Annotated in this window: 18 protein-coding genes; 12 read left to right on the forward strand and 6 right to left on the reverse strand. The window is 41.2% G+C overall.

Features of this window, described 5'->3' with window-relative positions; all coding sequences use genetic code 11:
- From lspA to QQJ93_RS15665, 6 genes are all read left to right on the forward strand, one after another.
- Complete coding sequence (gene lspA / locus QQJ93_RS15640) at window positions 1–519, forward strand: signal peptidase II (RefSeq protein WP_089124803.1); 519 nt, start codon at window positions 1–3, stop codon at window positions 517–519.
- A gap of 113 nt (window positions 520–632) precedes the next feature.
- Window positions 633–1,061, forward strand: a complete 429-nt coding sequence (gene fkpB, locus QQJ93_RS15645; protein WP_089124802.1) for an FKBP-type peptidyl-prolyl cis-trans isomerase — start codon at window positions 633–635, stop codon at window positions 1,059–1,061.
- An 82-nt stretch (window positions 1,062–1,143) separates the two neighbouring features.
- A complete protein-coding gene (ispH, locus tag QQJ93_RS15650) occupies window positions 1,144–2,100 on the forward strand; it encodes a 4-hydroxy-3-methylbut-2-enyl diphosphate reductase (protein ID WP_162497276.1) in 957 nt (318 codons plus the stop codon).
- Window positions 2,101–2,606: 506 nt separating this feature from the next.
- Window positions 2,607–3,161: a hypothetical protein gene (locus QQJ93_RS15655; protein WP_089124801.1), complete on the forward strand. Its 555-nt coding sequence runs from the start codon at window positions 2,607–2,609 to the stop codon at window positions 3,159–3,161.
- The gene (locus tag QQJ93_RS15660; RefSeq protein ID WP_089124800.1) at window positions 3,151–3,540 is read left to right on the forward strand and encodes a hypothetical protein; all 390 of its coding nucleotides are present in this window, start codon (window positions 3,151–3,153) and stop codon (window positions 3,538–3,540) included. The genes QQJ93_RS15655 and QQJ93_RS15660 overlap by 11 nt, the downstream gene beginning before the upstream one ends.
- Window positions 3,541–3,635: 95 nt before the next feature.
- On the forward strand, window positions 3,636–4,346 hold the full coding sequence (locus QQJ93_RS15665) for a hypothetical protein (RefSeq protein ID WP_089124799.1): 711 nt from the start codon (window positions 3,636–3,638) through the stop codon (window positions 4,344–4,346).
- A gap of 241 nt (window positions 4,347–4,587) precedes the next feature.
- On the opposite strand, the gene QQJ93_RS15670 is transcribed toward QQJ93_RS15665, so the two are convergent.
- The gene (locus tag QQJ93_RS15670) at window positions 4,588–6,078 is read right to left on the reverse strand and encodes a carbon starvation CstA family protein (RefSeq protein ID WP_089124798.1); all 1,491 of its coding nucleotides are present in this window, start codon (window positions 6,076–6,078) and stop codon (window positions 4,588–4,590) included.
- Between the two features lie 550 nt (window positions 6,079–6,628).
- Here QQJ93_RS15670 and QQJ93_RS15675 point away from each other — a divergent pair.
- Both QQJ93_RS15675 and QQJ93_RS15680 read left to right on the forward strand, forming a co-directional pair.
- Window positions 6,629–7,003 (forward strand): DUF2799 domain-containing protein, encoded by a 375-nt coding sequence (locus QQJ93_RS15675; RefSeq protein ID WP_089124797.1) that lies wholly within the window; start codon window positions 6,629–6,631, stop codon window positions 7,001–7,003.
- Between the two features lie 130 nt (window positions 7,004–7,133).
- Window positions 7,134–8,918 carry a cation:proton antiporter gene (locus tag QQJ93_RS15680; RefSeq protein WP_089124796.1) on the forward strand — a complete coding sequence of 595 codons (1,785 nt, stop codon included), beginning with the start codon at window positions 7,134–7,136 and terminating at the stop codon, window positions 8,916–8,918.
- 90 nt (window positions 8,919–9,008) lie between these two features.
- On the opposite strand, the gene QQJ93_RS15685 is transcribed toward QQJ93_RS15680, so the two are convergent.
- Window positions 9,009–10,094: a GNAT family N-acetyltransferase/peptidase C39 family protein gene (locus QQJ93_RS15685; protein ID WP_089124795.1), complete on the reverse strand. Its 1,086-nt coding sequence runs from the start codon at window positions 10,092–10,094 to the stop codon at window positions 9,009–9,011.
- Between the two features lie 116 nt (window positions 10,095–10,210).
- On the opposite strand from QQJ93_RS15685, the gene QQJ93_RS15690 reads away from it, so the two are divergent.
- Window positions 10,211–11,677: a RimK family ATP-grasp domain-containing protein gene (locus tag QQJ93_RS15690; protein ID WP_089124794.1), complete on the forward strand. Its 1,467-nt coding sequence runs from the start codon at window positions 10,211–10,213 to the stop codon at window positions 11,675–11,677.
- A gap of 109 nt (window positions 11,678–11,786) precedes the next feature.
- Here QQJ93_RS15690 and btsR read toward each other — a convergent pair whose 3' ends face one another.
- Window positions 11,787–12,521: a two-component system response regulator BtsR gene (btsR, locus tag QQJ93_RS15695; RefSeq protein WP_089124793.1), complete on the reverse strand. Its 735-nt coding sequence runs from the start codon at window positions 12,519–12,521 to the stop codon at window positions 11,787–11,789.
- Window positions 12,522–12,531: 10 nt separating this feature from the next.
- Window positions 12,532–14,211: a sensor histidine kinase gene (locus QQJ93_RS15700; RefSeq protein ID WP_089124792.1), complete on the reverse strand. Its 1,680-nt coding sequence runs from the start codon at window positions 14,209–14,211 to the stop codon at window positions 12,532–12,534.
- Window positions 14,212–14,416: 205 nt separating this feature from the next.
- Here QQJ93_RS15700 and QQJ93_RS15705 point away from each other — a divergent pair, with 205 nt between their 5' ends.
- Entirely contained in the window at window positions 14,417–15,490 is a 1,074-nt protein-coding gene (locus tag QQJ93_RS15705; protein ID WP_089124916.1) for a 3-deoxy-7-phosphoheptulonate synthase, read from the forward strand.
- A 32-nt stretch (window positions 15,491–15,522) separates the two neighbouring features.
- Window positions 15,523–16,653: a bifunctional chorismate mutase/prephenate dehydrogenase gene (tyrA, locus tag QQJ93_RS15710; protein WP_089124791.1), complete on the forward strand. Its 1,131-nt coding sequence runs from the start codon at window positions 15,523–15,525 to the stop codon at window positions 16,651–16,653.
- 114 nt (window positions 16,654–16,767) lie between these two features.
- On the opposite strand, the gene QQJ93_RS15715 is transcribed toward tyrA, so the two are convergent.
- On the reverse strand, window positions 16,768–17,838 hold the full coding sequence (locus tag QQJ93_RS15715) for a M23 family metallopeptidase (RefSeq protein WP_089124790.1): 1,071 nt from the start codon (window positions 17,836–17,838) through the stop codon (window positions 16,768–16,770).
- Window positions 17,839–18,089: 251 nt separating this feature from the next.
- On the reverse strand, window positions 18,090–19,757 hold the full coding sequence (gene ettA / locus QQJ93_RS15720; RefSeq protein WP_089124789.1) for an energy-dependent translational throttle protein EttA: 1,668 nt from the start codon (window positions 19,755–19,757) through the stop codon (window positions 18,090–18,092).
- 214 nt (window positions 19,758–19,971) lie between these two features.
- Between ettA and QQJ93_RS15725 the strand changes: the two genes are divergently transcribed.
- Complete coding sequence (locus tag QQJ93_RS15725; protein WP_089124788.1) at window positions 19,972–21,966, forward strand: transglycosylase SLT domain-containing protein; 1,995 nt, start codon at window positions 19,972–19,974, stop codon at window positions 21,964–21,966.

The raw sequence follows: 21,966 nt of genomic DNA on the forward strand, positions 1-21,966 counted from the left end.
ATGAGTTCGCTTAATATGAGTAATCTCATTAAACAAACAGGGCTTCGCTGGCTATGGCTAGCGGCTCTGGTATTTTGCTTAGACATTGGCATTAAGTTAATTGTCATGGATAACATGGGATATGGTTGGGCAAACCGTATTGAAGTGTTGCCATTTTTTAACCTACTTTATGTTCATAATTTAGGGGCAGCATTTAGCTTCTTAAGTGATCAAGAAGGCTGGCAACGTTGGTTATTCTCAGGCATTGCATTTGCTGTGACTGGCGTGTTGATGTGGTGGATGCGTAAGTTACCTGCTACAGAACGTTGGAACAATGTTGCTTATGCTTTAGTGATTGGTGGCGCACTCGGCAATGTATTTGACCGAATTGTGCATGGTTTTGTGGTGGATTATCTCGATTTCTTTTGGGGCAATTATCACTGGCCAGCCTTTAACTTAGCAGATTCAGCCATTTGTATTGGTGCCGTTATGATTGTGCTTGACGGTTTTCGCTCTAAAAAAGAGCAACCAGAGAATTAATTTTGGTATTTAGCTTCAATTTACAAGCGCCGTCGGTTTTTCCAGCGGCGCTTTTTTATATAATCCGTTAACGTTTCTCGTGTAAAGCTGATTTTAAAGAATAAGGATTTTTCGTGTCGATAATTACAGAAAAGAGTACGGTCACTTTGCATTTCACCATTAAGCTAAAAGATGGCTCGGTGGCTGATAGTACCCACAATATGGGAAAAGCGGCTAAATTCACCATGGGGGATGGCAGTTTAAGCCCTAACTTTGAAACCTGCCTTATTGGTTTAACTACCGGAGAAAGCAAAGCGATAGAGCTTGAAGCTAAAGATGCTTTTGGAGAACCTAACCCAGATTTTATTCAATATATGGATAAAAACCGTTTTAATGGTCAAGAGTTAGAGGTCGGCACCATCATGGCTTTTAATGGCCGAGATGGTATGGAGATTCCGGGTATTATTTCTGAGGTTACCGGTGAGTCGGTAAAGGTTGACTTTAATCATCCTCTTGTTGGTCAAGACGTCGTTTTTGATGTGGAAATCTTAGCAGTAGAATAGCTGGCATTTAGGGATAATGGTTGCCTGTAAAAACGTTATCGGTAGAATAGCGCCATTCATTGCCGCTTAAGTGATCAGAGATATGACCCAAGACATGAAAATTTTGTTAGCCAACCCACGTGGCTTCTGCGCTGGTGTAGACCGTGCGATCAGTATTGTTGAACGTGCATTAGAAATGTATCAGCCACCAATTTATGTTCGTCATGAAGTGGTACACAATCGTTTTGTGGTTGAAGGCTTAAAGCAGCGTGGCGCGGTGTTTGTTGAAGAACTCTCAGAAGTGCCAGATGACAATATTGTTATCTTCTCAGCACACGGTGTCTCTCAAGCGGTTCGTCAAGAAGCCAAAGAACGTCAGTTAACGGTTTTTGATGCCACTTGTCCTCTCGTAACCAAAGTTCATATGGAAGTTGCTCGTGCGAGTCGCCGCAATATGGAAGTGGTTCTGATAGGTCATGCAGGGCACCCAGAAGTCGAAGGTACTATGGGGCAATACGCTAGCGAAACCGGTGGTATGTATCTGGTTGAGCGTCCAGAAGATGTTGAAAAACTAGTGGTAAAAGATCCTACTCACTTACATTATGTTAGCCAAACTACCTTATCGGTTGATGAAACCTCTGATGTGATTGATGCCTTACGTAAAACTTTCCCTGAAATTCAAGGGCCGCGCAAAGATGACATTTGTTATGCGACTCAGAACCGTCAAGATGCGGTACGTATTTTGGCTGGTAGCGTTGATGTGATGGTCGTAGTTGGCTCGAAAAACTCATCAAACTCAACACGACTAAAAGAGCTATCAGAAAAACTAGGCACTCCAGGCTATTTGACCGATTGTTCTGAAGATATTAATCCTGCTTGGTTTGATGGTAAAACTAAAGTTGGTGTTACAGCAGGCGCATCGGCTCCTGAAGAGCTGGTCAATCAAATCATTGAGCGTATTAAAGAGCTAGGCGGACGTGATGTAGAAGAAGTACTAGGCCGTGAAGAAAATATGTTTTTTGAAGTGCCAAAAGAGCTGCAAATTAAGAATGTGGAGTAGCGGGGCTCGGTAAAGACGTTACTCGTGGCTCGGAAAAGATGGCTTGAGACAAATTTAAACAAGGTCGCTAGGTGAAAATCTAGCGGCCTTTTTGTTTTTTAGCCAAGTCATACTCTAGGCTTTGAGTATGCTAAAACCTGTCATTCCGGAAATGAGGGACGAATTATCCGGAATCTCTCACACCAATGAAACTTACGTGAAAGTGAGATCCCGCATCTTCTTCGCTTAGGCTCATGTGCGGGATGACTGGGTCGGAGTTATTCATGTTTGTTAAATTCTGTTCTATAGCTATCCTCTTTATCATGAGTTTGCTTTGGTGAACTATACGGATTATTTCCGCATTTTATGCTGAGTGAATATGAGATAAGTTCTACTTTAGGAATAAATTTAGTTATTTAGCTTGCTGTCACAAAAAGTGACTGGGAAGATAGAGGGAAGACTATACGGATTTTTTCCGTCTATTAAATTGTTAGGCTACAAATCATGTTTAGGAGATTCATTTATAAATGAAACAATTGTCCTTTGGTAGTCTCCTATGGGAGAGCACTATAAAAAGCTGGGGAGCGATATTAACCTTTCTAAGCTTTATTGGTGCCCTTCTAGTCTTTTACTTGGTGCCTGAGACCAGCAGTATTGAATTGAAGTATATTTTGCCCGCAATAATTGTGGTTTTTTTTGCAGTGGTTGTTGCGTTGAGAGCTGCATGGACTGCATGCCAAGAATCAGGTTCGAAAATCCCTCGTGTAATGTATGTTAAGGATGCGCCGAGAGCTTACTCAGGAGCTTGTGCTTTGTTTTTAGTGGAACCTACGCCACTTTTATCACATGATGCCATTATTTCTGTTTACTACTTGGAAGATGATTTAGAAAGGCTTGTAGGGGTAGGTAAAGTAATAAACGTACAGAATGATAAAAAAGTCCAAATAGTCATTACGGATAATTATGACTTTGGTGAAAAGCTCAGCCAAATCATGGCTAACTCTAAAGATGAGTTGAAAAAATTAATTGTTAAAGCATCTGTGCCGAGCTTTATCTTAGAGGATATTTCAAATGGCAGATAACATACAAAAATCAAATTACCCAGCGCTAGTTGCAAAGGTAAATGATGAATACACCCTTGTAATTAATCGTGGCTCAGAGCATGGCGTGACAAAAGGCGATCACTTTTTAGTTTATTATGTTGACCCAGATGAATTGACTGATCCTGAAACAGGAGAAAGTTTGGGTAATTTGGAAATAATTAGAGGTACAGGAACAGCAACCCATGTTCAGCCCAAAATGACCACAATAAAATCTAATCGCGTAGTTTCAAGAGGCCGTGTAATTCGTCGTCAAACAGGGATTCTAGCCTCATTGAGTAGCGAGGTTGTTGAGGAGCCGGAGAAAGAAGCTATGCCTTTTGATGATCCTAATGTTGGTGATAAGGTCAAGCCTGTGTAGCCTAACAAGTTGCTGTATTCGGAAAAATTCCCCGCTGCGCTCCTAATTTTCCGGTGAGCAAGGCGTTAGCCATTAAATTGAGTTAATTGAATTGAATGGATTACTATAAAGAACTATTTAATAAAGCAGGGTGGTTTGTTCCACCTTATGTTCACATGGAGTATTTAGTTGAAATTGCAGGGGATATTTCCCAAAATAATGATTCCAATTTAGAATCACGACTTAGCCTTATTTATACCCACGACCATTTGGCTGCAATGGTAAAGCATCGGTATCCTATTGTTCCCTATATCTCTGATTATAAGCTCATCATCGCTGAAGCAATTGTAGGGTTACACCATGTTGCTGTATCTGGTCTTATTCCCGTAATTGAAGGAGTGGGTCGGAAAATACTAGAATCTAAAGGCATATCAGAAAAGTATGTTAAAAATGTTTTTGTTTCATTAGCTGAATACTCTAAAGAAAACGTAATTGCAAACCAACTTGGTGCAGTGGATGAAATCGTAGCAATGTTAGATTCATTTGTTCACTTTACTAATAATAATCTTTACGTTAATTCAGCGCGATATTCTCATCGTGATAAAACTAATCGCCATGGCATATTACACGGAGCATTTTCTGATTCTGACTATGGTGCACCTATTAATTTTTACAAAGCTAAAGGTTCAATTGAGTTTTTGTGCTTCGTTGTTTCAATAAGAGAGCCTATTTCTTTCTTTGCTCCTAATTCAAGTGAAGCTTCCTTTAAACTAGCTAAGCAATATGCTTTATTTCAAATAATGAATGATTGGCGAAAACATGGCTAACAAATATTTAAGGCGTCAAGTTACTCCACCTAGTCTGATAGAAATGGTTTAGTTCAATAATCCTAAGTCGTCTATGCTCAAAAATGAATTACGTCATTAAACCCAATCAACCAAAAACCATTAATCCCAACAGCTTTACCCCGTCCTTTATACACAAAAAAACCGATAGTCTCTCACTATCGGTTTCTATCTTTTTCGAGAAGCAACGCGCCCTAGTCACAAGCTTCCGAGTAACGCTGCCTTACACCGTCTCTGGCTTCGCGTTTAATTTCTCTTCTTCCGCTTCATCTAAAGCAGGGTCGCCTTTACCTTTAGAGATTTTAATCACGTAACCTGTGATGATAAGCATCGCAACAACACCAATGATAGTTGATAGTTGCATTGGTAGCCCAAAGCCTAATGTGCTGTTATTTAAGATAAAGGTAATACATACCGTCGTCATAAACATGGCAGGAACTGTGGTGATCCAATGGAATTTGTTAAAGCGCAGTAGGTAAGCCGATGCAGTCCAAAGCATCATCACTGCAGTCGTTTGGTTAGCAAAACCGAAGTAGCGCCAGATGATGCCGAAATCGACTTGAGTCAAAATGCCACCGATAACGAATAATGGAAGTGCCATTAGTAAGCGGCTTTTTAGTGTCTTTTGTTCCATGTTGAAGTATTCAGCAAGAATCAAACGACTAGAACGGAATGCGGTATCGCCTGAAGTGATAGGTAGAATCACCACACCTAGGAAGGCAATCACACCACCGAATACACCAAGTAAACCAAATGATGATGAGTAAACTACATTACCAGGACCACCGTGTTTCACTGCTTCGCCTAGTGCATCCATCGAACCAAAGAATGACAATGCAATCGCACACCAAATAAGTGCAATCACACCTTCACCAATCATCGCACCAAAGAATACGAAACGACCGTTCTTTTCATTTTCTAAGCAGCGAGCCATTAGAGGTGACTGTGTAGCGTGGAAGCCTGAAATCGCACCACAAGCAATCGTAATAAATAGTGCAGGCCATAGAGGTAGATCATGTGGGTTCATGTTGGTGAACATGTCGCTAAATTTATAACCAGCAAGAATCGCTTGGTCGCTTGAGAATGCGATTGCGCTGATTAGGCCAACAGACATGAAAATGAGTAAGAAGCCGAATAATGGGTAAAAACGACCAATAATTTTATCGATTGGAACGATGGTCGCTACAATATAGTAGCCAAAGATAATCGCAACCATAGTCCCCATCGAAATGGTCGCACTGGTTTGTTCGTTTACTAGGTTGCTGATCATGCCTGCTGGTGCGGAAACAAATACTACGCCTACTAGCATTAATAACACAATCGCAAAGACGTTCATGAAGTGTTTCGCGCCTTTACCTAGGTAGCGGCCAGTAATGGATGGAACTGAAGCGCCACCGTTACGAATAGAAAGCATACCAGAGAAGTAATCGTGAACCGCACCTGCAAAAATACAGCCTAAAACAATCCAAAGCATTGCAGCTGGGCCGTAAAGGGCACCCATGATTGGGCCGAAAATTGGGCCGACACCAGCAATATTTAATAGTTGAACTAAGTACACTTTCTTATTTGACATTGGTACGTAGTCCACACCATCTTGCTTTGAGTAAGCCGGCGTGGTGCGATTTTCTTTAATACCAAAAACTTTTTCAACGAAAGCTCCGTAGATAAAGTAACCGGCAATCAATGCGGCTACACAAAAAAGGAACATCATCATAATTATTGTCCTGTTCAAAAGGGTTGAGGAGTGCGGTTATACTCAAGAGGGTTTTGCATCTTGAAATCACTTTGGTAGCTATAATAATCCCAGATTTTGTCACAATCATTTAACCTTTTGATGAGTGGTCGCATATAGAATTGAACGGTCATTAATCCTAGTAAGTGGTTTTATTGTTAACTTAGCGGTGCTTTTCTGATTTGTTTTAAATGTGACCTGTGTAATAGTTGTGATAAATATACCCAAGTGACTTCAAGATGCAGAATTCAGAGCTATCATCCAGACCTTTAGGCAAGGATGATTGGTGAAGGAATTTAGCTACCTTTCAAACCAATCTGACGCGGCCTTTCTCTTATAAAAAAGAAGAGGTTTGAATGAAGCTCCCGAAGGGCAAGTTAAAACAAGCTTTATGCTGCGTTAAATTGAACAGAGATAGAATAACTATGATCATATTCAATTTGTCTTGCCTAAAGCTTGTTTTATTCTTGCTGAAACTCGCATCTTGAAGTTGCTTGGGTATATCAATGTGATGAACAATAAGGGAATATCAATGAATCAAGCTCAAGTGAAAAAGTGGGTTAGAAATATCGGTGTAGTTTCAGGGCTGATTTTAGTCACTGCGTGCACGAGCACAGCAGAAGATTACGCTAAATCTGGTGATTGGAATGCGGTTGGTTATTCTGATGGCATTAAAGGTAAGCAGAGTCGTACTGCAGGAGATTTTAAAGACTTTAGCAAAGTAAATATTAATGATTATGCCGATGGTTACTTAAAAGGTATTAATGAATACTGCAACCCTAATCATGCTTATCAAATTGGGTTAAGTGGCAACTATTATGAAGGTGTGTGTGAAGGGACTCCTGATTCGCAAAAATTTCGTATGGAATGGCAACGCGGTTGGAACGATAGTCAGTTGAATAACTAACAAGCTAGATAAGTCATTCATTGAGGCTGTTGGTTATGCTCGTTAGCAAAGAATGCTGATTAGTAAAAATGATAGTCTCAATAATCTATTCCTCAATTTATAATGTATTCACCAATAGGTATCATGTTCGATGCTCACTGAAGATCTAGGTTTAATGCTTGCCGCAGTTGGATTAGTTGGATTAGGCTGCCAATGGCTTGCATGGCGAATGAAGTTGCCTGCGATTTTATTTCTATTAATTGCTGGTTTTATTATTGGTCCGATTACGCATATCTTTCAGCCGAATGAAATGTTCGGCGATCTGCTTTTCCCCCTTATTTCCCTAGCCGTTGCGGTGATCTTATTTGAAGGTAGCTTGACGCTGAATTTAAAAGAGATCCGCGAAGTAAACCGAACCGTGATCAACATTGTCACTATTGGGGCATTAATTACTTGGGCGATTACCAGTGTCTTCACCTTTTATTTACTCGACTTTAGTTGGCCGTTGGCGCTGTTATTCGGTAGTTTAACGGTGGTGACAGGCCCAACGGTAGTCGTGCCACTATTACGTACGGTAAGACCAAAATCCAAACTTGCCAATATATTGCGCTGGGAGGGGATTCTAATCGATCCAATTGGCGCGTTATTTATTGTGATTGTGTATGAGTTTATTGTTTCTAGTAGCAAGATGCACAGTTTGCATGTATTTGGTTTGATCTTATTGATCGGCATCGTACTGGGTGGTTTAGCGGGTATGTTGTTGGCGCAGATATTAAGACGCCGTTTATTACCTGAGTATTTGCAACCATTTGCAGTGTTAACCTTAGTACTCGGCGTGTTTGCAGTTTCTAATGCTTTGGAATCAGAATCGGGCTTATTGGCGGTCACCGTGATGGGCATGTGGCTTGCTAATGCCAAAGGCGTCAATATCCAGAATATTCTGCACTTTAAAGAAAACCTGACCATCCTATTGATTTCTGGCTTGTTTTTAATGCTTTCCGCTCGAATGGAATTAGCGGATTTTGCTACGTTAGGTGTTGCCTCGGCGGTACTGTTTGCCGCAATACAGTTGTTGTCACGTCCAATTGCGATCTTTATTGCCACTATCGGCAGCAGCCTTAACTTTAAAGAGAAATTCTTTATCGCTTGGGTGGCTCCGCGAGGCATTGTGGCGGCGTCTATTTCTTCATTATTTGCGATTAAGTTAGTTGATGCAGGCGTAGAAGGTGCGAGCTTACTGGTGCCATTAACCTTTATGGTGATTGTGGGAACTGTGGTACTTCAAAGTATTACTGCGCGACCATTAGCCAATGCGTTGAGCTTATCTGAACCTTCGCCAAGAGGTTTCTTGATAGTGGGGGCAAACGATGTTGGTCGAACCTTCGCAACGGCTTTACAAAAATATGGTTATCGAATCGTCATCACAGACTCTAACTGGGAATACATCCGTAAAGCACGCATGCAAGGTTTTGAAACCTATTACGGCAACCCGATTTCAAGTCATGCCGAAGAATATTTGGATTTAATAGGCATTGGTAACTTGATCGCGGTGACGCCAGATAAGCACTTTAATGTGGTTGCTGCTAAATACTTTATGGCGGAATTTAGCGAACGTCGAGTATTTTTCTTAAATGGAAAAAGTAAAGAAAACCAACATGAAAAGCATCGGTTAGCAGAAGAAAAACATGGGCGAACTTTGCTAGGTGATGACGTGAGTTATAAGAAATTAGCAAGCCTCATTAACCAAGGTGCTGAGGTTAAACACACCAAATTAACCGCTGAATTTAACTGGCAAGATTATGTGATGAAATATGTCGATGGCCATCGCCTATCACTGTTTACTGTCGATCCTAAAGGCAATATACATATTCTTTCTAACGATAGTACCCATACGACTGAAGCGGGTTGGACAGTGGTGAGTTTGATTAAGGAATAGATGAGAGCGGGTTTCTAGTCCCTAGTTTCTAGAAAGAGCATCGGTGAACTTTGCTCTTTCTAGTAGCGAAGCGAAACTAGGAACTCGTGACTAGGAACTTACTACTACACACGCGGTGTGTTTTTGTTTACCAAACCCAATAATCTGCCCTAGGCTTGCTTTGCTGACGGGAATCGACGCTGAAGAGGCGACATCATTCTCTCGGTCGCTGTGTGGATCATGAATAAAGAAAAACTGCTCATTCATGCCAGACAAAATAATCCAGTGTGGTTCTTTGTAGCCATTAAAGCGATAAGTGCTGATCAGCAGTAATACGCATTTGCCTTGCTCAATCCATTGTTCAATTTGCTCTGTATTCGGTGGTGCACTGATGGGCACTATACCGAGAGCTTCCGCTTGTTGGCAGAAATCTTGATGCACAATTTCAATCACTTCTTTTTTGTTGCTATCGCGCACGCTATCAATAAAGGGCGTCGATTGTGATTGTGTCCAAAGTTCGACATCAAAACCACGTTTTTTAGCCGCAAGAGCTAAACCGTGCCCACTGCAACCTCCGTGACCTCCTGCCATAAAAATGGTGGTGGCCTCACGCCACAGTTGTAGCTCTTCTTTTCGTCCGAGTTCAAATTGCTTATCTAAGGTTGAAAAGGCCATCAATAAACAAGCTGCGCCACAAGTGAAAGGTGTGGTTTGAATATACAGAGGCATCGACAATAAAGTTTTAGGTTGGCTAGCGGTTAAGCGTTTTTGCATCCGTAAACCATCAGCCAAATCGTCGTAATAGTGGATCAGAACTTTTAATGGTTTATAGCCTAATTTTTGATACAAATTCTTAGCTGCAATATTGTCATTTCTGACTTCTAGGCGTAATGTGGTAGAACCGTGTTCTAGTGCTGCTTGTTCACATTTATCCATCAGTTGTTGCGCAATTTTTTGTCCACGAAACAGTGGGTTAACTGCAATTGAATACAGACGAGACAATTGTGTTCCTTGATGGAAAAGAAGCAATGCATACCCTGCGATCTGCTGTTCAGACTGTACTATCCATATTTGGCTATACGGGGAGTTTAAAAAGCGTTTCATTTGTCTCGCAGTAATCATATCGCTGCTAAATGCGCTGTTTTCTAACTCAATTAATGCGGGTAAATCTTGTGGAGTTGCTCGGCGAAGTTCCATCTTAATATCCACCATAAAATGCCGATAAAGGTCTTTGTGTCACTGCTATGTGAGTACAACAGAGACATAATAATTAGATACGACAAAGTGTTTTTTTGCTAGAGGAAAATGGATTTATGGCAAATTTTGTTATTGTGACAGATAAAGACAGCGACTGGCGTCAGTACTTCCCTTCTGACCAAGTTGTAACAGTCGATCAATATCTTCAACCTAGCTTTTTATCGGACAAATCAGAAAAGCATAAAAGTGTACAAGTGCTTAATTTATGCCGTGATTATGGCTATATGAGCAATGGCTATTATTGTTCATTATTGGCAGAAGCGCGTGGGCATCGGGTTATACCGAGAGTAATGGCAATTAATGATGTTAATCAGCCATTTGTGATTTCACTTCCTGAACAAGACTTAAATAAACATTTTGCTGATGCTGAGCAAGTAGCCGGCAAAGTGTATTTTGGCCGTACTAATATCAAAGGATTAGAAAAAGTCGCTCGTCGTTTATTTGAGCATTTTATGATCCCAGTTTTAGATATCGAACTGAAAAAACATGGTAAGCAGTGGCAACTGGCTAAGGTTGAGCCTTTTCCATTTCAAGATTTAAACAATGAAGAGCAAGATGTGTTTGCTCAGTCTTTAGAGCTGTTCTCTAATAAAGTTTGGCGCAGTTCACCAAAACCAAGTAAACAATATCGCTATGACATTGCGATGCTGGTGGATCCAGAAGAAAAAATGCCACCGTCGGATTCAGTAGCGCTTAATCGCTTTAAGAAAGCCGCCAACCGATTAGGTATGAGTTTACAAACCATTACCGCAGATGACTTTTCGCGTTTGAGTGAGTTTGATGGTTTATTTATTCGCGCTACGACTAATATTAGTAACTTTACTTATCGTTTTGCTAAGCGAGCGGAAAAGCTCGGGTTAGTGGTGATGGATGATCCAGAATCGATCATGAAGTGTACCAATAAAGTTTTCCTCACCGAGTTACTCGATAGGCACAATGTGCCAGCGCCGAAGTCGATGATTTTGCGTAGCTTTGATCCTAATTGGAAGCAGAGTTTGCTAGAGCACATGTCTTTACCTTTAGTGCTGAAAATTCCAGATGGGGCATTCTCAGTGGGTGTGGTCAAAGTGACCGATGAATCAACGTTAGAAGCTAAAGCGGCGGAATTGTTTGATAAGAGTGCGTTGATTTTAGCACAAGCCTTTATGCCTACTGATTTTGATTGGCGAATTGGAGTGATGAACCGACAAGCGATTTATGCTTGCCGTTATCACATGAGTCGTGGTCACTGGCAGATTTATCAGCATCACAACAGTGGGCGTACAACCTCCGGTGGCTTTGATACTTTAGACTTGAAACAAGTACCGAAGAATGTGGTGGATACTGCAGTGAAAGCCGCGAACTTAATTGGGTCGGGCTTATATGGCGTCGATCTAAAAGAAATTGATGGTCACGTGTATGTGATTGAAGTGAACGACAACCCTAGTATCGATAATAAAGTCGAAGATCTGTGGTTAGGCGATCTTCTATACGATCGTATTATGACGGAATTCTTGCGCCGAATTCAGTTGAGAGGGTTCTAAAAGATAAGGTTCCTAGTCCCTAGTTTATAGTCCCTAGAAAGAGCGGCGGTGAGTTTTGCTCTTTCTAGCAGCGAAGCGAATCTAGGAACTTGTGACTAGGAACCTGTATTTACACTATCCCCAACTCTTCTTTCAGTGGTTTCAAATAGCGTCGGCTAATTGGAACCACCTGTCCACTTTGGGTGATCACTTCCCCTAAACCATTATCGAGAAGTTTTATTTCTTTGATCTTTTTCGTATTGATCAAATACTGTCGATGACAGCGTAGTAATTCAGTTTTCTCTTCTAATGTTTTGAGTGTTAATTGGCTGGTAGCCGTTTGCTGAGCAGTTTGGATATGAACACCTGAAAGATCACTAAATGCTGATTCAATGTCTTGCAGTGGAATGATCATGATCCGGTTGTGTCCCATACACGGCACTTGTTGTAAGCGTTTTGGTGTTAGGGCTTCGATTTGCGCTTGAGTGTGCAGTGCTTCTTTATTTTGTCCGGCTTTGAGCAAACGTTGAATCGTTTTATTCAGTCGCTTAGGGTCGACGGGTTTTAGTAGGTAGTCAAAGGCATTGTCTTCAAACGCTTGAATGGCGTATTGGTCAAATGCGGTGACAAAAATAACGTTCGGCATGGTATCGGGATCAAGCATACTGAGCAATTCAATGCCACTAATTTGCGGCATTTGAATATCAACGAAGACGGCTTCAGGTTTTAAACTATTGATTTGCTTTAAGCCTTCAATCGCATTACTGGCTTGAGCGATCACTTCTACTTGACCGGTTTCTTGTAATAATTCGGTGAGTTCTTCACGCGCGAATAGTTCATCATCAATGACGATTGCAGTTAGCATTGGTTATCCTTTATTGACCAATTTTTTCGTAAGGGATCAAAAAACTCATGCGAGTAAAGTGATCTTTATGGCAATGGGTTTGCAGTGCGGCAGTCGGGCCAAAATGGTTGGTCAAACGCTTATCAACAATTTCCATTCCTAAACCTTCATGACCGGGTTGAGGGGGGATGAAGTTACCTGCATTATCTTCTACTACGATCTGATAACCGAGCGAGTTTCGTTGGCTAATAATGCGGATCTTACCACCTTCTAGTTTATTCGAAATACCGTGTTTAATCGCATTTTCAACTAAAGGTTGTAAAGTGAAACTTGGAAGTGATTTTTCGAGTAATCCATCATCAATATTAACTTCTACCTCTAACCTATCGGTAAAGCGGGCTTTTTCTATGGTGAGGTAAGCATTCACATGGGCCAGTTCTTCTTTAAAGGTAACGGTTTCTATATTCTGTTTTAAATTACTTCTAAAGAAATGCGAAAGATGTTGAATCAGTTCGCGAGCTTTATTAGGGTCACGACGAATAATCGCACTGATGGTATTTAGTGCATTAAATAAAAAGTGCGGGTTTACTTGAGCTTGTAATAACTTTATTTCAGCCTGGCTCAGTAAGGCTTGTTGACGCTGAAAATCGTTATACAGAATTTGGCTTGATAGTAGTTGAGCAATCCCTTCACCCATTGAACGGTTAATATTAGAGAGCAGTTTACGTTTCGGCTCATAAAGCTTAATTGTTCCGATCACTTCTTTACCCGCTCTTAGTGGAATAACTAAAACAGAGCCTAGTTTACAGCTTGGTGATAGCGAGCATTGGTAAGGAGTTTCACGCCCATCGAGATACATCACGCGGTTTTGTTCCATCGCTTGTATGGTGCACTCGGAAGAGATCTGTGTATTCGGTTTGTGGTGATCATCACCGAGGCCAATAAAGGCTAAGATTTTATCTTTATCAGTAATTGCCACCGCACCTACATTGGTTTCTTCATAAATAATACGAACAATTTTTTCAGCATTTGTTGAGTTAAAGCCTGAATTCCAAATCCCGACACTACGCTCTGCAATGGTTAATGCTCGGCGAGAAAAGGTTGCGGAATACTTTTCATAGATGGTTTTTCGATCCTGCAAAATACTGACAAACAATGCTGCACCGACGCAATTAGCAATGATCATTGGTGCGGCAATATTGGAAACAAGAGCATAAGCTTGATCAAACGGTTTGGCGACGGAAATGATGATCAGCATTTGAGCGGTTTCGGCAACAAAAGTTACCGCTAATACGATGATAGGGTTAAATAATTGCTCAGTTTTATCTTTTTTCACTAAATAGAGGTGTAATAGCCCACCAATTAACCCTTCTGCGGTGGTTGAAATAGCACAAGCCACATCGGTGAATCCGCCTAGACTGTATCTATGCATTCCACCTGTAAAGCCGACCGCAAAGCCAACAATCGGGCCACCGAAGAGTCCGCCCATTACCGCACCAATGGCTCGGGTGTTTGCTATCGCATCATTGATGTGTAAACCAAAGTAGGTCCCCATAATACAAAACAATGAAAAGAGAACATAACAGCTGAACTTATGGGATAAGCGAGAAGAAATATTCAGCAGAGGTAAAAAAATAGGCGTTTTACTGAGCATGTAAGCCAGTACTAGGTAGACACACATTTGTTGAAGCAGAGAAAGTATTAAATCCATAGTACCTAGTTCATTGTTTAAAGTTGATGATATCGCTATTTGTACACTTTAAGGTACATGTGTTTATTTTAATTTACACTGTTGAGTGTTATCACTTTCAGGTTGGTGGTGCTTGCAAACTTTATTAATACTGTTAATTTGGATTCATCAAGCGCTGAGAGTTGACTCAGATATCAGGTGTATTAAAAAATTTACAGGTAATGTTATGTACAAAAGCGAATTAAGCAATATCAACATCAGCGATGAACAAGTCATCATCACGCCGAATGAATTGAAAAAGAAAATTCCATTAAGTGACCAAGCTCGTCAGTTTATCCAATCGTCACGCCAAACCATTTCTGACATTATACATAAGAAAGATCACCGTTTGCTGGTTGTTTGTGGTCCATGTTCGATTCATGACATCGATGCTGCAAAAGAGTACGCAAAACGCCTTAAAGAATTATCGGCTCAATTGGATGATCAAATCTACCTAGTGATGCGCGTTTACTTTGAAAAGCCACGAACTACAGTAGGTTGGAAAGGGTTGATTAACGATCCGCATTTGGATAACTCCTTCGATATTGAACAAGGCTTGCATATTGCTCGTCAGTTATTAGTCGATTTAGCTGAAATGGAAATCCCATTGGCAACTGAAGCATTGGATCCAATTAGTCCACAATACCTTGGTGATACTTTTAGTTGGGCAGCAATTGGTGCACGAACTACAGAATCTCAAACTCACCGTGAAATGGCTAGTGGCTTATCGGTTCCAGTTGGCTTTAAAAATGGTACCGATGGCAGTTTAGGTACAGCTATTAATGCGATGCAAGCCGCTTCTTCTAGCCACCGTTTTATGGGGATTGATAGTGATGGACAAGTTGCACTACTAACTACCCAAGGTAATGGGAATGGTCATGTAATTTTACGTGGCGGAAAACAAACTAATTACGATTCAGTATCGGTTAATGAGTGTGAACAAGAGATGGCGAAACATGGATTAGACGCCGCGTTGATGGTCGATTGTAGTCATGCCAACTCACGTAAAGATTACCGTCGTCAGCCATTAGTTGCAGAAGATGTGATTCACCAAATTCGCGAGGGAAATAAGTCGATTATTGGCCTAATGATTGAGAGCCATATTAATGAAGGTAATCAAGGTTCAGATATCCCACTCTCTGAAATGCAGTATGGAGTATCGATTACCGATGCTTGTATTAGCTGGGATACAACTGAAACCTTGCTACGTCATGCACATAAAGAGTTAGTTCCATTTTTACAAAACCGTTTAAAAGGGTAGAGTAAGACGATTGCGTTTTAGTAGGAAATAAAATGGCTGTTGAATTAAATGAATTAAGAGATCAAATCGACGCCGTGGACAAACAAATCGTTGAGCTTCTAGCTCAACGTTTGTCTTTGGTTGAAAAGGTAGGCGAAGTAAAAAGCAAACATGGTTTACCTATTTACGCACCGGATCGTGAAGCGGCGATGTTGGCATCTCGTCGTGCAGAAGCTGAAAAACGAGGTGTTCCACCGCAACTTATTGAAGACATTCTACGTCGTACTATGCGTGAATCTTATGCCAGTGAAAAAGATTCCGGCTTTAAGTGCTTAAATCCAGAGTTACGTTCCATTGTTATTGTGGGAGGTAATGGTCAACTCGGTGGTTTATTTAAGCGTATGTTTGAACTTTCAGGCTATCAGGTGAAAATCTTAGGTAGTCAAGACTGGGCTAACGCACAAGAAATCGTTAAGGATGCAGGAATGGTTGTGGTCAGCGTGCCGATTCACTTAACCGATTCTGTGATTAAAAAGCTGCCAGCATTACCTAATGATTGCATTTTATGTGACTTAACCTCGATTAAAGCGGAACCACTCGCAGCTATGCTCGAAGCGCATGCTGGTCCTGTTGTTGGTTTACACCCAATGTTTGGCCCGGATATTCCAAGCATGGCAAAACAGGTCATTATTTGTAGTGAGGGTCGCCAACCTGAAGCTTACCAATGGTTACTCAAGCAATTTGAAATTTGGGGCGCGAGTATTTGTGACATTGGTGCAGAAGAGCATGATAACGGCATGACTTTGATTCAAGCGCTGCGTCACTTTACTTCATTTGCTTATGGCTCGCATTTATCTAAAGAGAACCCAAATCTCGATACTTTAGTGCAGTTAAGCTCTCCGATTTATCGCTTAGAGTTGGCGATGGTGGGGCGTCTGTTTGCGCAGGATCCTGATTTGTACGGTGATATTATTATGTCGTCACAACGTAATATCGATATGATAAAACGCTTCCATCAACGTTTTGGCGAAGCAATTGAAATTTTAGAACATCGCAACAAAGCAGAATTTGTGAGGCAGTTTAATTCGGTATCAGAATGGTATGGAGACTACTCTCAGCAATTTATGCGTGAAAGCCAAAACTTGTTAAAGCAAGCTAATGATGCAATGCATCGCGGCAAATAATTATCCCTGTCGTATTTGAAGCTGCATTATTTGTCACTTTGCAGCAATTTCAGTTACTTTAAGGGGCATTTTTACAAATACTACTGAGCCTTTTTTATTGATAGAAAAGGCTCATTATTCTTCTACTGTCACCCATCCACCTTCTTCTATACCAAAATCTTGTAAACTTTCTTTTTTCTTTATTTTATTTTGTTGGGTGAGTTTTCTTGATTGGTTCACTATATCATTTATTGGCTGTTTGCTACTCATTGCTAATAATAGTTGTAAGTTCACTGTTCGATTAAGCTGCTTAACTAAGTTTGGCCAAGGTACGTATGATTGCTTGTTAAATAGCTGTTCAATATTTTCGGGCTGCCATTGCATAAAGTCTTGTGGATCTAACGTTTTGCCAATAAAACGAACTTCGTAGTGCAAATGTGAGCCTGTTGAATTACCACTATTGCCACAAAATCCGATTCGGTCACCTTTCTCGACAAACTGCCCTGGCTTGACTGCAAATTGGTTTAGATGAGCGTAGAGAGTTGCAAAGCCCAAGCCATGACGAATCTTCAATAAGTTGCCGTAACCTTGGTTGCTGGCGCGAGTCATTTCAATGACACCATCGGCAGTTGCAAAAATAGGTGTGCCAAGTGGGCAGGTTAAATCCGTCCCTAGATGTCGTTTCCATTTACCACTAATTGGGTGTAATCGCTCTCCGTAAGGTGAGGAGATTCGTCGGTACTCGACAGGGATATCATTAGGGATCATGCGAAACAAGCTGGCTTCAATCGCTGGCGGAAGAGGGAAGGTGATTTGCTCTGAGTTGTCTATTGTGGCAAGAGCTTGCTCGAAATTTATTGCAGGGAGCACGATTGAGTCATCGTCTAGGTTATCAATTTGATCATGGTCTTGTTCCTGCAAAGCGTCTTGCAGGTTTTGATTGGTGGCAAGTTGTAGTTGGTACTGCTCTTTATAGAATTGTAATTGGTGATTGAGAATATCGAGTTGATCTCGGCTAGTTTGCCACTGGGCGATAGCTAACCATATTGTTGAAACTAAAAAAAGAATACAAGTAATGGAGAGTACTTTAAATAGCTTTTGGCCTACCATGTGCTTAAAGATCATCATAGGCCAAATACTCTGTTTACTCTTTGCGGTAATTTGAGAATGTAGGGTGTTAGGTAGTGTGGAGTCTAAATCAGGCATAAAGCACACAAGGTTAAAAATCTGGATAGCTTATGGTCTACAGCAATTTATAAGGAGGGAAAAGGTTGAGCTAAATTAAGCGATAAAATTTACAGCGCTGTTCTCATTTTGAGGCAAGGAAACCTTTCTACGGATTTTGATTGATATAAACAGAAAAATCAGCAGAAAAAATAAAGCCATCACATAGGGCAATGGCTTTGGTGGTTGGGTATCAGTCTAGGTAGGACAATAGATGACTACCTAAATCATAACTACTTAGTTACGCGCTTATACTTGATGCGGTGAGGTTCAGCAGCCGCTGCACCTAAAGTTTGTTTCAACCACTCGCTGTATTCTGTGTAGTTACCTTCGTAGAAGTTTACTTGCCCTTCATCGCGGTAATCAAGAATGTGCGTGGCAATACGGTCGAGGAACCAACGGTCATGCGAGATAACCATGGCACAACCTGGGAACTCAAGTAACGCTTCTTCAAGTGCACGAAGCGTTTCAACGTCCAAGTCATTGGTCGGTTCATCGAGTAGTAATACGTTACCGCCCGCTTTAAGTAATTTCGCTAGGTGAACACGGTTACGTTCACCACCAGAAAGTTCGCCAATGCGTTTTTGCTGATCAACACCACGGAAGTTAAAGCGAGAACAGTAAGCTCGAGCTGGAATTTCGAAGTTGTTGATCTTGATGATATCCGCACCTTCCGAGATTTCTTGGAAAACCGTGTTGCTATCATTCATGCTGTCACGGAACTGATCCACTGAGGCCAGTTTTACGGTTTCGCCCAGTTCAATAGTGCCTGAATCTGGTTGCTCAGTACCACTTAGCATTTTGAATAGGGTTGATTTACCTGCGCCGTTGGCACCGACGATACCGACGATAGCCCCTTTAGGCATGCTGAAAGATAGGTTATCAATCAAAACACGATCGCCAAATGACTTGGTTAGGTTGTTAACTTCAAGAACCTTGTCGCCTAAACGCTCACCTGGCGGAATAAACAGCTCATTGGTTTCGTTACGTTTTTGGTGATCAGATTTGTTCAGTTCTTCAAAGCGCGCCATACGAGCTTTTGATTTCGCTTGACGGCCTTTCGGGTTTTGACGAACCCACTCTAGCTCTTTCTCAATTGTTTTCTTGCGAGCATTTTCAGATGAAGCTTCTTGCGCCAAACGCTCATCTTTTTGCTCTAGCCATGAGGTGTAGTTCCCTTCCCATGGAATACCTTCACCACGGTCAAGTTCCAGGATCCAGCCAGCTGCATTATCTAAGAAGTAACGGTCGTGGGTAATTGCCACAACAGTACCGCTGTAATCAACTAGGAAGTGCTCAAGCCAAGCCACAGATTCCGCATCTAAGTGGTTGGTTGGCTCATCAAGTAGCAACATGTCTGGCTTTTCAAGTAGTAGACGGCAAATGGCGACACGGCGACGTTCACCACCAGAAAGGTGTTCAATTTTGGCATCCCACTCAGGAAGGCGAAGCGCATCTGCCGCACGTTCTAGGGCATTCTCTAGATTATGGCCATCTTTAGCTTGAATTAATGCTTCAAGCTCGCCTTGTTCTTTGGCCAACGCATCAAAATCAGCATCAGGTTCGGCATAAGCGGCATAAACTGCATCAATTCGTTTTAATGCATCCGCGACATCGGCGACCGCTTCTTCTACAATTTCACGTACGGTTTTTGATTCATCCAGTACTGGTTCTTGAGGAAGGTAGCCAACATTAAGACCAGGTTGAGGACGTGCTTCACCATCAATATCGGTATCAATACCAGCCATGATGCGTAGTAGGGTTGATTTACCTGCACCGTTTAGGCCGAGAACACCAATTTTGGCACCAGGAAAAAAGCTTAGTGAGATATCTTTCAATATTTGACGTTTCGGTGGCACAATTTTGCTCACACGAGACATGGTATAGACGTATTCAGCCATAGCTGCTCGGATCCTATTCTTTAGAATAAATTGAAAACCTTAGTTTACTCTTTCTCACATAAGATTCACACTAGATGAGTGTAAACAAGGGTATTATGCTTATCGAGTAGGTTTGCTTTTGTTAAATATAACAATGAGCACAACTTATTAAAATTTATCAATATTTATCACTTCACGCTATTTGTGAATTCATCATCAGGGAAGTTTCAAATTCATGCTGAATTGTAAAAAGACTTTATTTCTCTGTGTGGTATCGGTGAGTGCTACGTTATCAGCCGCTTACTCTACTGCTCAGTCTATTAGTGCTACTCACGTGAAAGAGTCTAAAATTACTGATTCAACAGAGAAAAAATTATCACCACTTGAGCTTCAAAGACAGATTTATGAGCAAGCTCAAGACCTACTAGATAAAGACGATGTGCAGGCGTATCAAGAGCTTCGCCCTCAAATTGCTAATTACCCCTTAACACCTTATGTGGATTACCGAGTTTTTCTAACCGATATCGAGCATCGAACGCCTAAAGAAGTAAATGGCTTTACTGAAAAGTACCAATCTTTTCCTTTTTCAGCTCGTGTAAGAGCGAATTATCTTGATGCGTTAGCTAAAACCAATCAATGGAAATTACTGACGGAATATCAAACCGAAGAGCCTAGAGACCAAAGATATCGTTGCCACTATTATTTTGCTAAGTGGACTCAGGGTGAAAAAGAACAGGCTTACAAAGGTGCGCAAGAGTTATGGTTAACCGGAAGTAGTGTATCTTCGGCTTGTGATCCATTGTTTGACGAATGGACGAAAGCTGGATTGCGTGATGATGAGATTATTTTGCAGCGTATGTTACTCGGCTTTCAATCTAGTAATTCACGCTTATTCAAATATCTAGATAATATGCTGACTAGCGATCAAGCTAAACGTCAATCAAAACAACTACAAGCGTTATATGCTGATCCTAGTAAGGTATTAGAATTCAGTAAAAATTCGAAAATTACGCCATTTAATCAACAGTTAACCGAATATGCCTTTAGACAGTTAATTCGTAAAAATACGGCTAAAGCGGCGGAAGATTACGATCAGGTAATAAAAGGGCAAAAACTCCCTCAATCTGTACAAGTTGAATTATCGAACTACGCCAGTGCTTGGCTCATGAATACCTCTTCAAGTAATTTAGCCAAATGGCGTGATCAAATGTTGACTAAGCAAGGGCTAACCAATCGGATTGAACGACGTGCTCGTATTGCTATCCAAAATGGTGACTGGAATGATTTATCTCACTGGGTCAGTAAACTGCCGAAAGAAAACCAAGAAAGCTTGCGTTGGCAGTATTGGTTAGCGCGGGTAGAGTTTGCTCAAGGTAAAGATAAACAAGCGACCGAGCGTTTAAAGAAAATGTTAGGTCAGCGTAACTTTTATAGTGCAGCGGCAGCGGAGTTATTGGGTGAACCGATCCGTTATCAAAGTAAAATCTTGAATGAAAAATTGCCTGATATTTCGAAAAATCAGGCAGCGCTTGATCGCATTGCTGAAATGATCGCAGTTGATAAAATTTATGCTGCGAAAAGTGAATGGCGTTGGCTGTTATGGCACAGTACCCAAAGTGAAAAGAAAGCATTAGTGAAATATGCTGCTAATAAGCGTTGGCATAATTTTACGGTCGTAGCGACAATTGAAGCGAAGATGTGGGACTACACGAGCCTGCGATTTCCAATTGCTCATCGCTGGTGGTTTAACTTCTATTCAAAACAAAATAATGTGCCACTCATTACTTTGATGTCTTTAGCGCGTCAGGAAAGTGCCTTGGATGTTGAAGCTCGTTCTCCAGTTGGAGCGAGAGGGATTATGCAAATTATGCCGACAACCGCTCAGCATACTGCCGATGTGTATGACTTAGAATATAGTGGTGCTGATGAACTGTATGATATTCAAAAGAACATTGAGATAGGCAGTTCTTATCTTGGTGGGTTACTGGATGACTTTAATCACAATAGAATTTTTGCTTTTGCAGCTTATAATGCAGGGCCGCACCGCGTGAAGCAGTGGCGTGCACGTACTAATCAAAATATTGATGCTTACTCATTTATTGAAGCGATTCCTTTTGATGAAACACGTGGTTATGTGCAAAATATTCTAATGTTTGAAACCTATTATCGAAACTTGCTTGGTCAGGATGGAGCATTTTTAACTCCTCAAGAAGTAAAGGAAAAATATTAA

Source organism: Vibrio algivorus, from assembly GCF_030161215.1.
GTDB classification, from domain to species: Bacteria; Pseudomonadota; Gammaproteobacteria; order Enterobacterales; family Vibrionaceae; genus Vibrio; species Vibrio algivorus.

What these genes read in the sequence shown, in the direction of transcription:
- QQJ93_RS15715 (WP_089124790.1), bottom strand. Translation starts at nt 17,838, where the DNA reads ATGCCTGATTTAGACTCCACACTACCTAACACCCTACATTCTCAAATT.
- lspA (WP_089124803.1), top strand. Translation starts at nt 1, where the DNA reads ATGAGTTCGCTTAATATGAGTAATCTCATTAAACAAACAGGGCTTCGC.
- QQJ93_RS15705 (WP_089124916.1), top strand. Translation starts at nt 14,417, where the DNA reads ATGTACAAAAGCGAATTAAGCAATATCAACATCAGCGATGAACAAGTC.
- ispH (WP_162497276.1), top strand. Translation starts at nt 1,144, where the DNA reads ATGACCCAAGACATGAAAATTTTGTTAGCCAACCCACGTGGCTTCTGC.
- QQJ93_RS15680 (WP_089124796.1), top strand. Translation starts at nt 7,134, where the DNA reads ATGCTCACTGAAGATCTAGGTTTAATGCTTGCCGCAGTTGGATTAGTT.
- tyrA (WP_089124791.1), top strand. Translation starts at nt 15,523, where the DNA reads ATGGCTGTTGAATTAAATGAATTAAGAGATCAAATCGACGCCGTGGAC.
- ettA (WP_089124789.1), bottom strand. Translation starts at nt 19,757, where the DNA reads ATGGCTGAATACGTCTATACCATGTCTCGTGTGAGCAAAATTGTGCCA.
- QQJ93_RS15675 (WP_089124797.1), top strand. Translation starts at nt 6,629, where the DNA reads ATGAATCAAGCTCAAGTGAAAAAGTGGGTTAGAAATATCGGTGTAGTT.
- QQJ93_RS15690 (WP_089124794.1), top strand. Translation starts at nt 10,211, where the DNA reads ATGGCAAATTTTGTTATTGTGACAGATAAAGACAGCGACTGGCGTCAG.
- QQJ93_RS15655 (WP_089124801.1), top strand. Translation starts at nt 2,607, where the DNA reads ATGAAACAATTGTCCTTTGGTAGTCTCCTATGGGAGAGCACTATAAAA.
- QQJ93_RS15725 (WP_089124788.1), top strand. Translation starts at nt 19,972, where the DNA reads ATGCTGAATTGTAAAAAGACTTTATTTCTCTGTGTGGTATCGGTGAGT.
- QQJ93_RS15685 (WP_089124795.1), bottom strand. Translation starts at nt 10,094, where the DNA reads ATGGAACTTCGCCGAGCAACTCCACAAGATTTACCCGCATTAATTGAG.
- QQJ93_RS15700 (WP_089124792.1), bottom strand. Translation starts at nt 14,211, where the DNA reads ATGGATTTAATACTTTCTCTGCTTCAACAAATGTGTGTCTACCTAGTA.
- QQJ93_RS15660 (WP_089124800.1), top strand. Translation starts at nt 3,151, where the DNA reads ATGGCAGATAACATACAAAAATCAAATTACCCAGCGCTAGTTGCAAAG.
- btsR (WP_089124793.1), bottom strand. Translation starts at nt 12,521, where the DNA reads ATGCTAACTGCAATCGTCATTGATGATGAACTATTCGCGCGTGAAGAA.
- QQJ93_RS15670 (WP_089124798.1), bottom strand. Translation starts at nt 6,078, where the DNA reads ATGATGATGTTCCTTTTTTGTGTAGCCGCATTGATTGCCGGTTACTTT.
- QQJ93_RS15665 (WP_089124799.1), top strand. Translation starts at nt 3,636, where the DNA reads ATGGATTACTATAAAGAACTATTTAATAAAGCAGGGTGGTTTGTTCCA.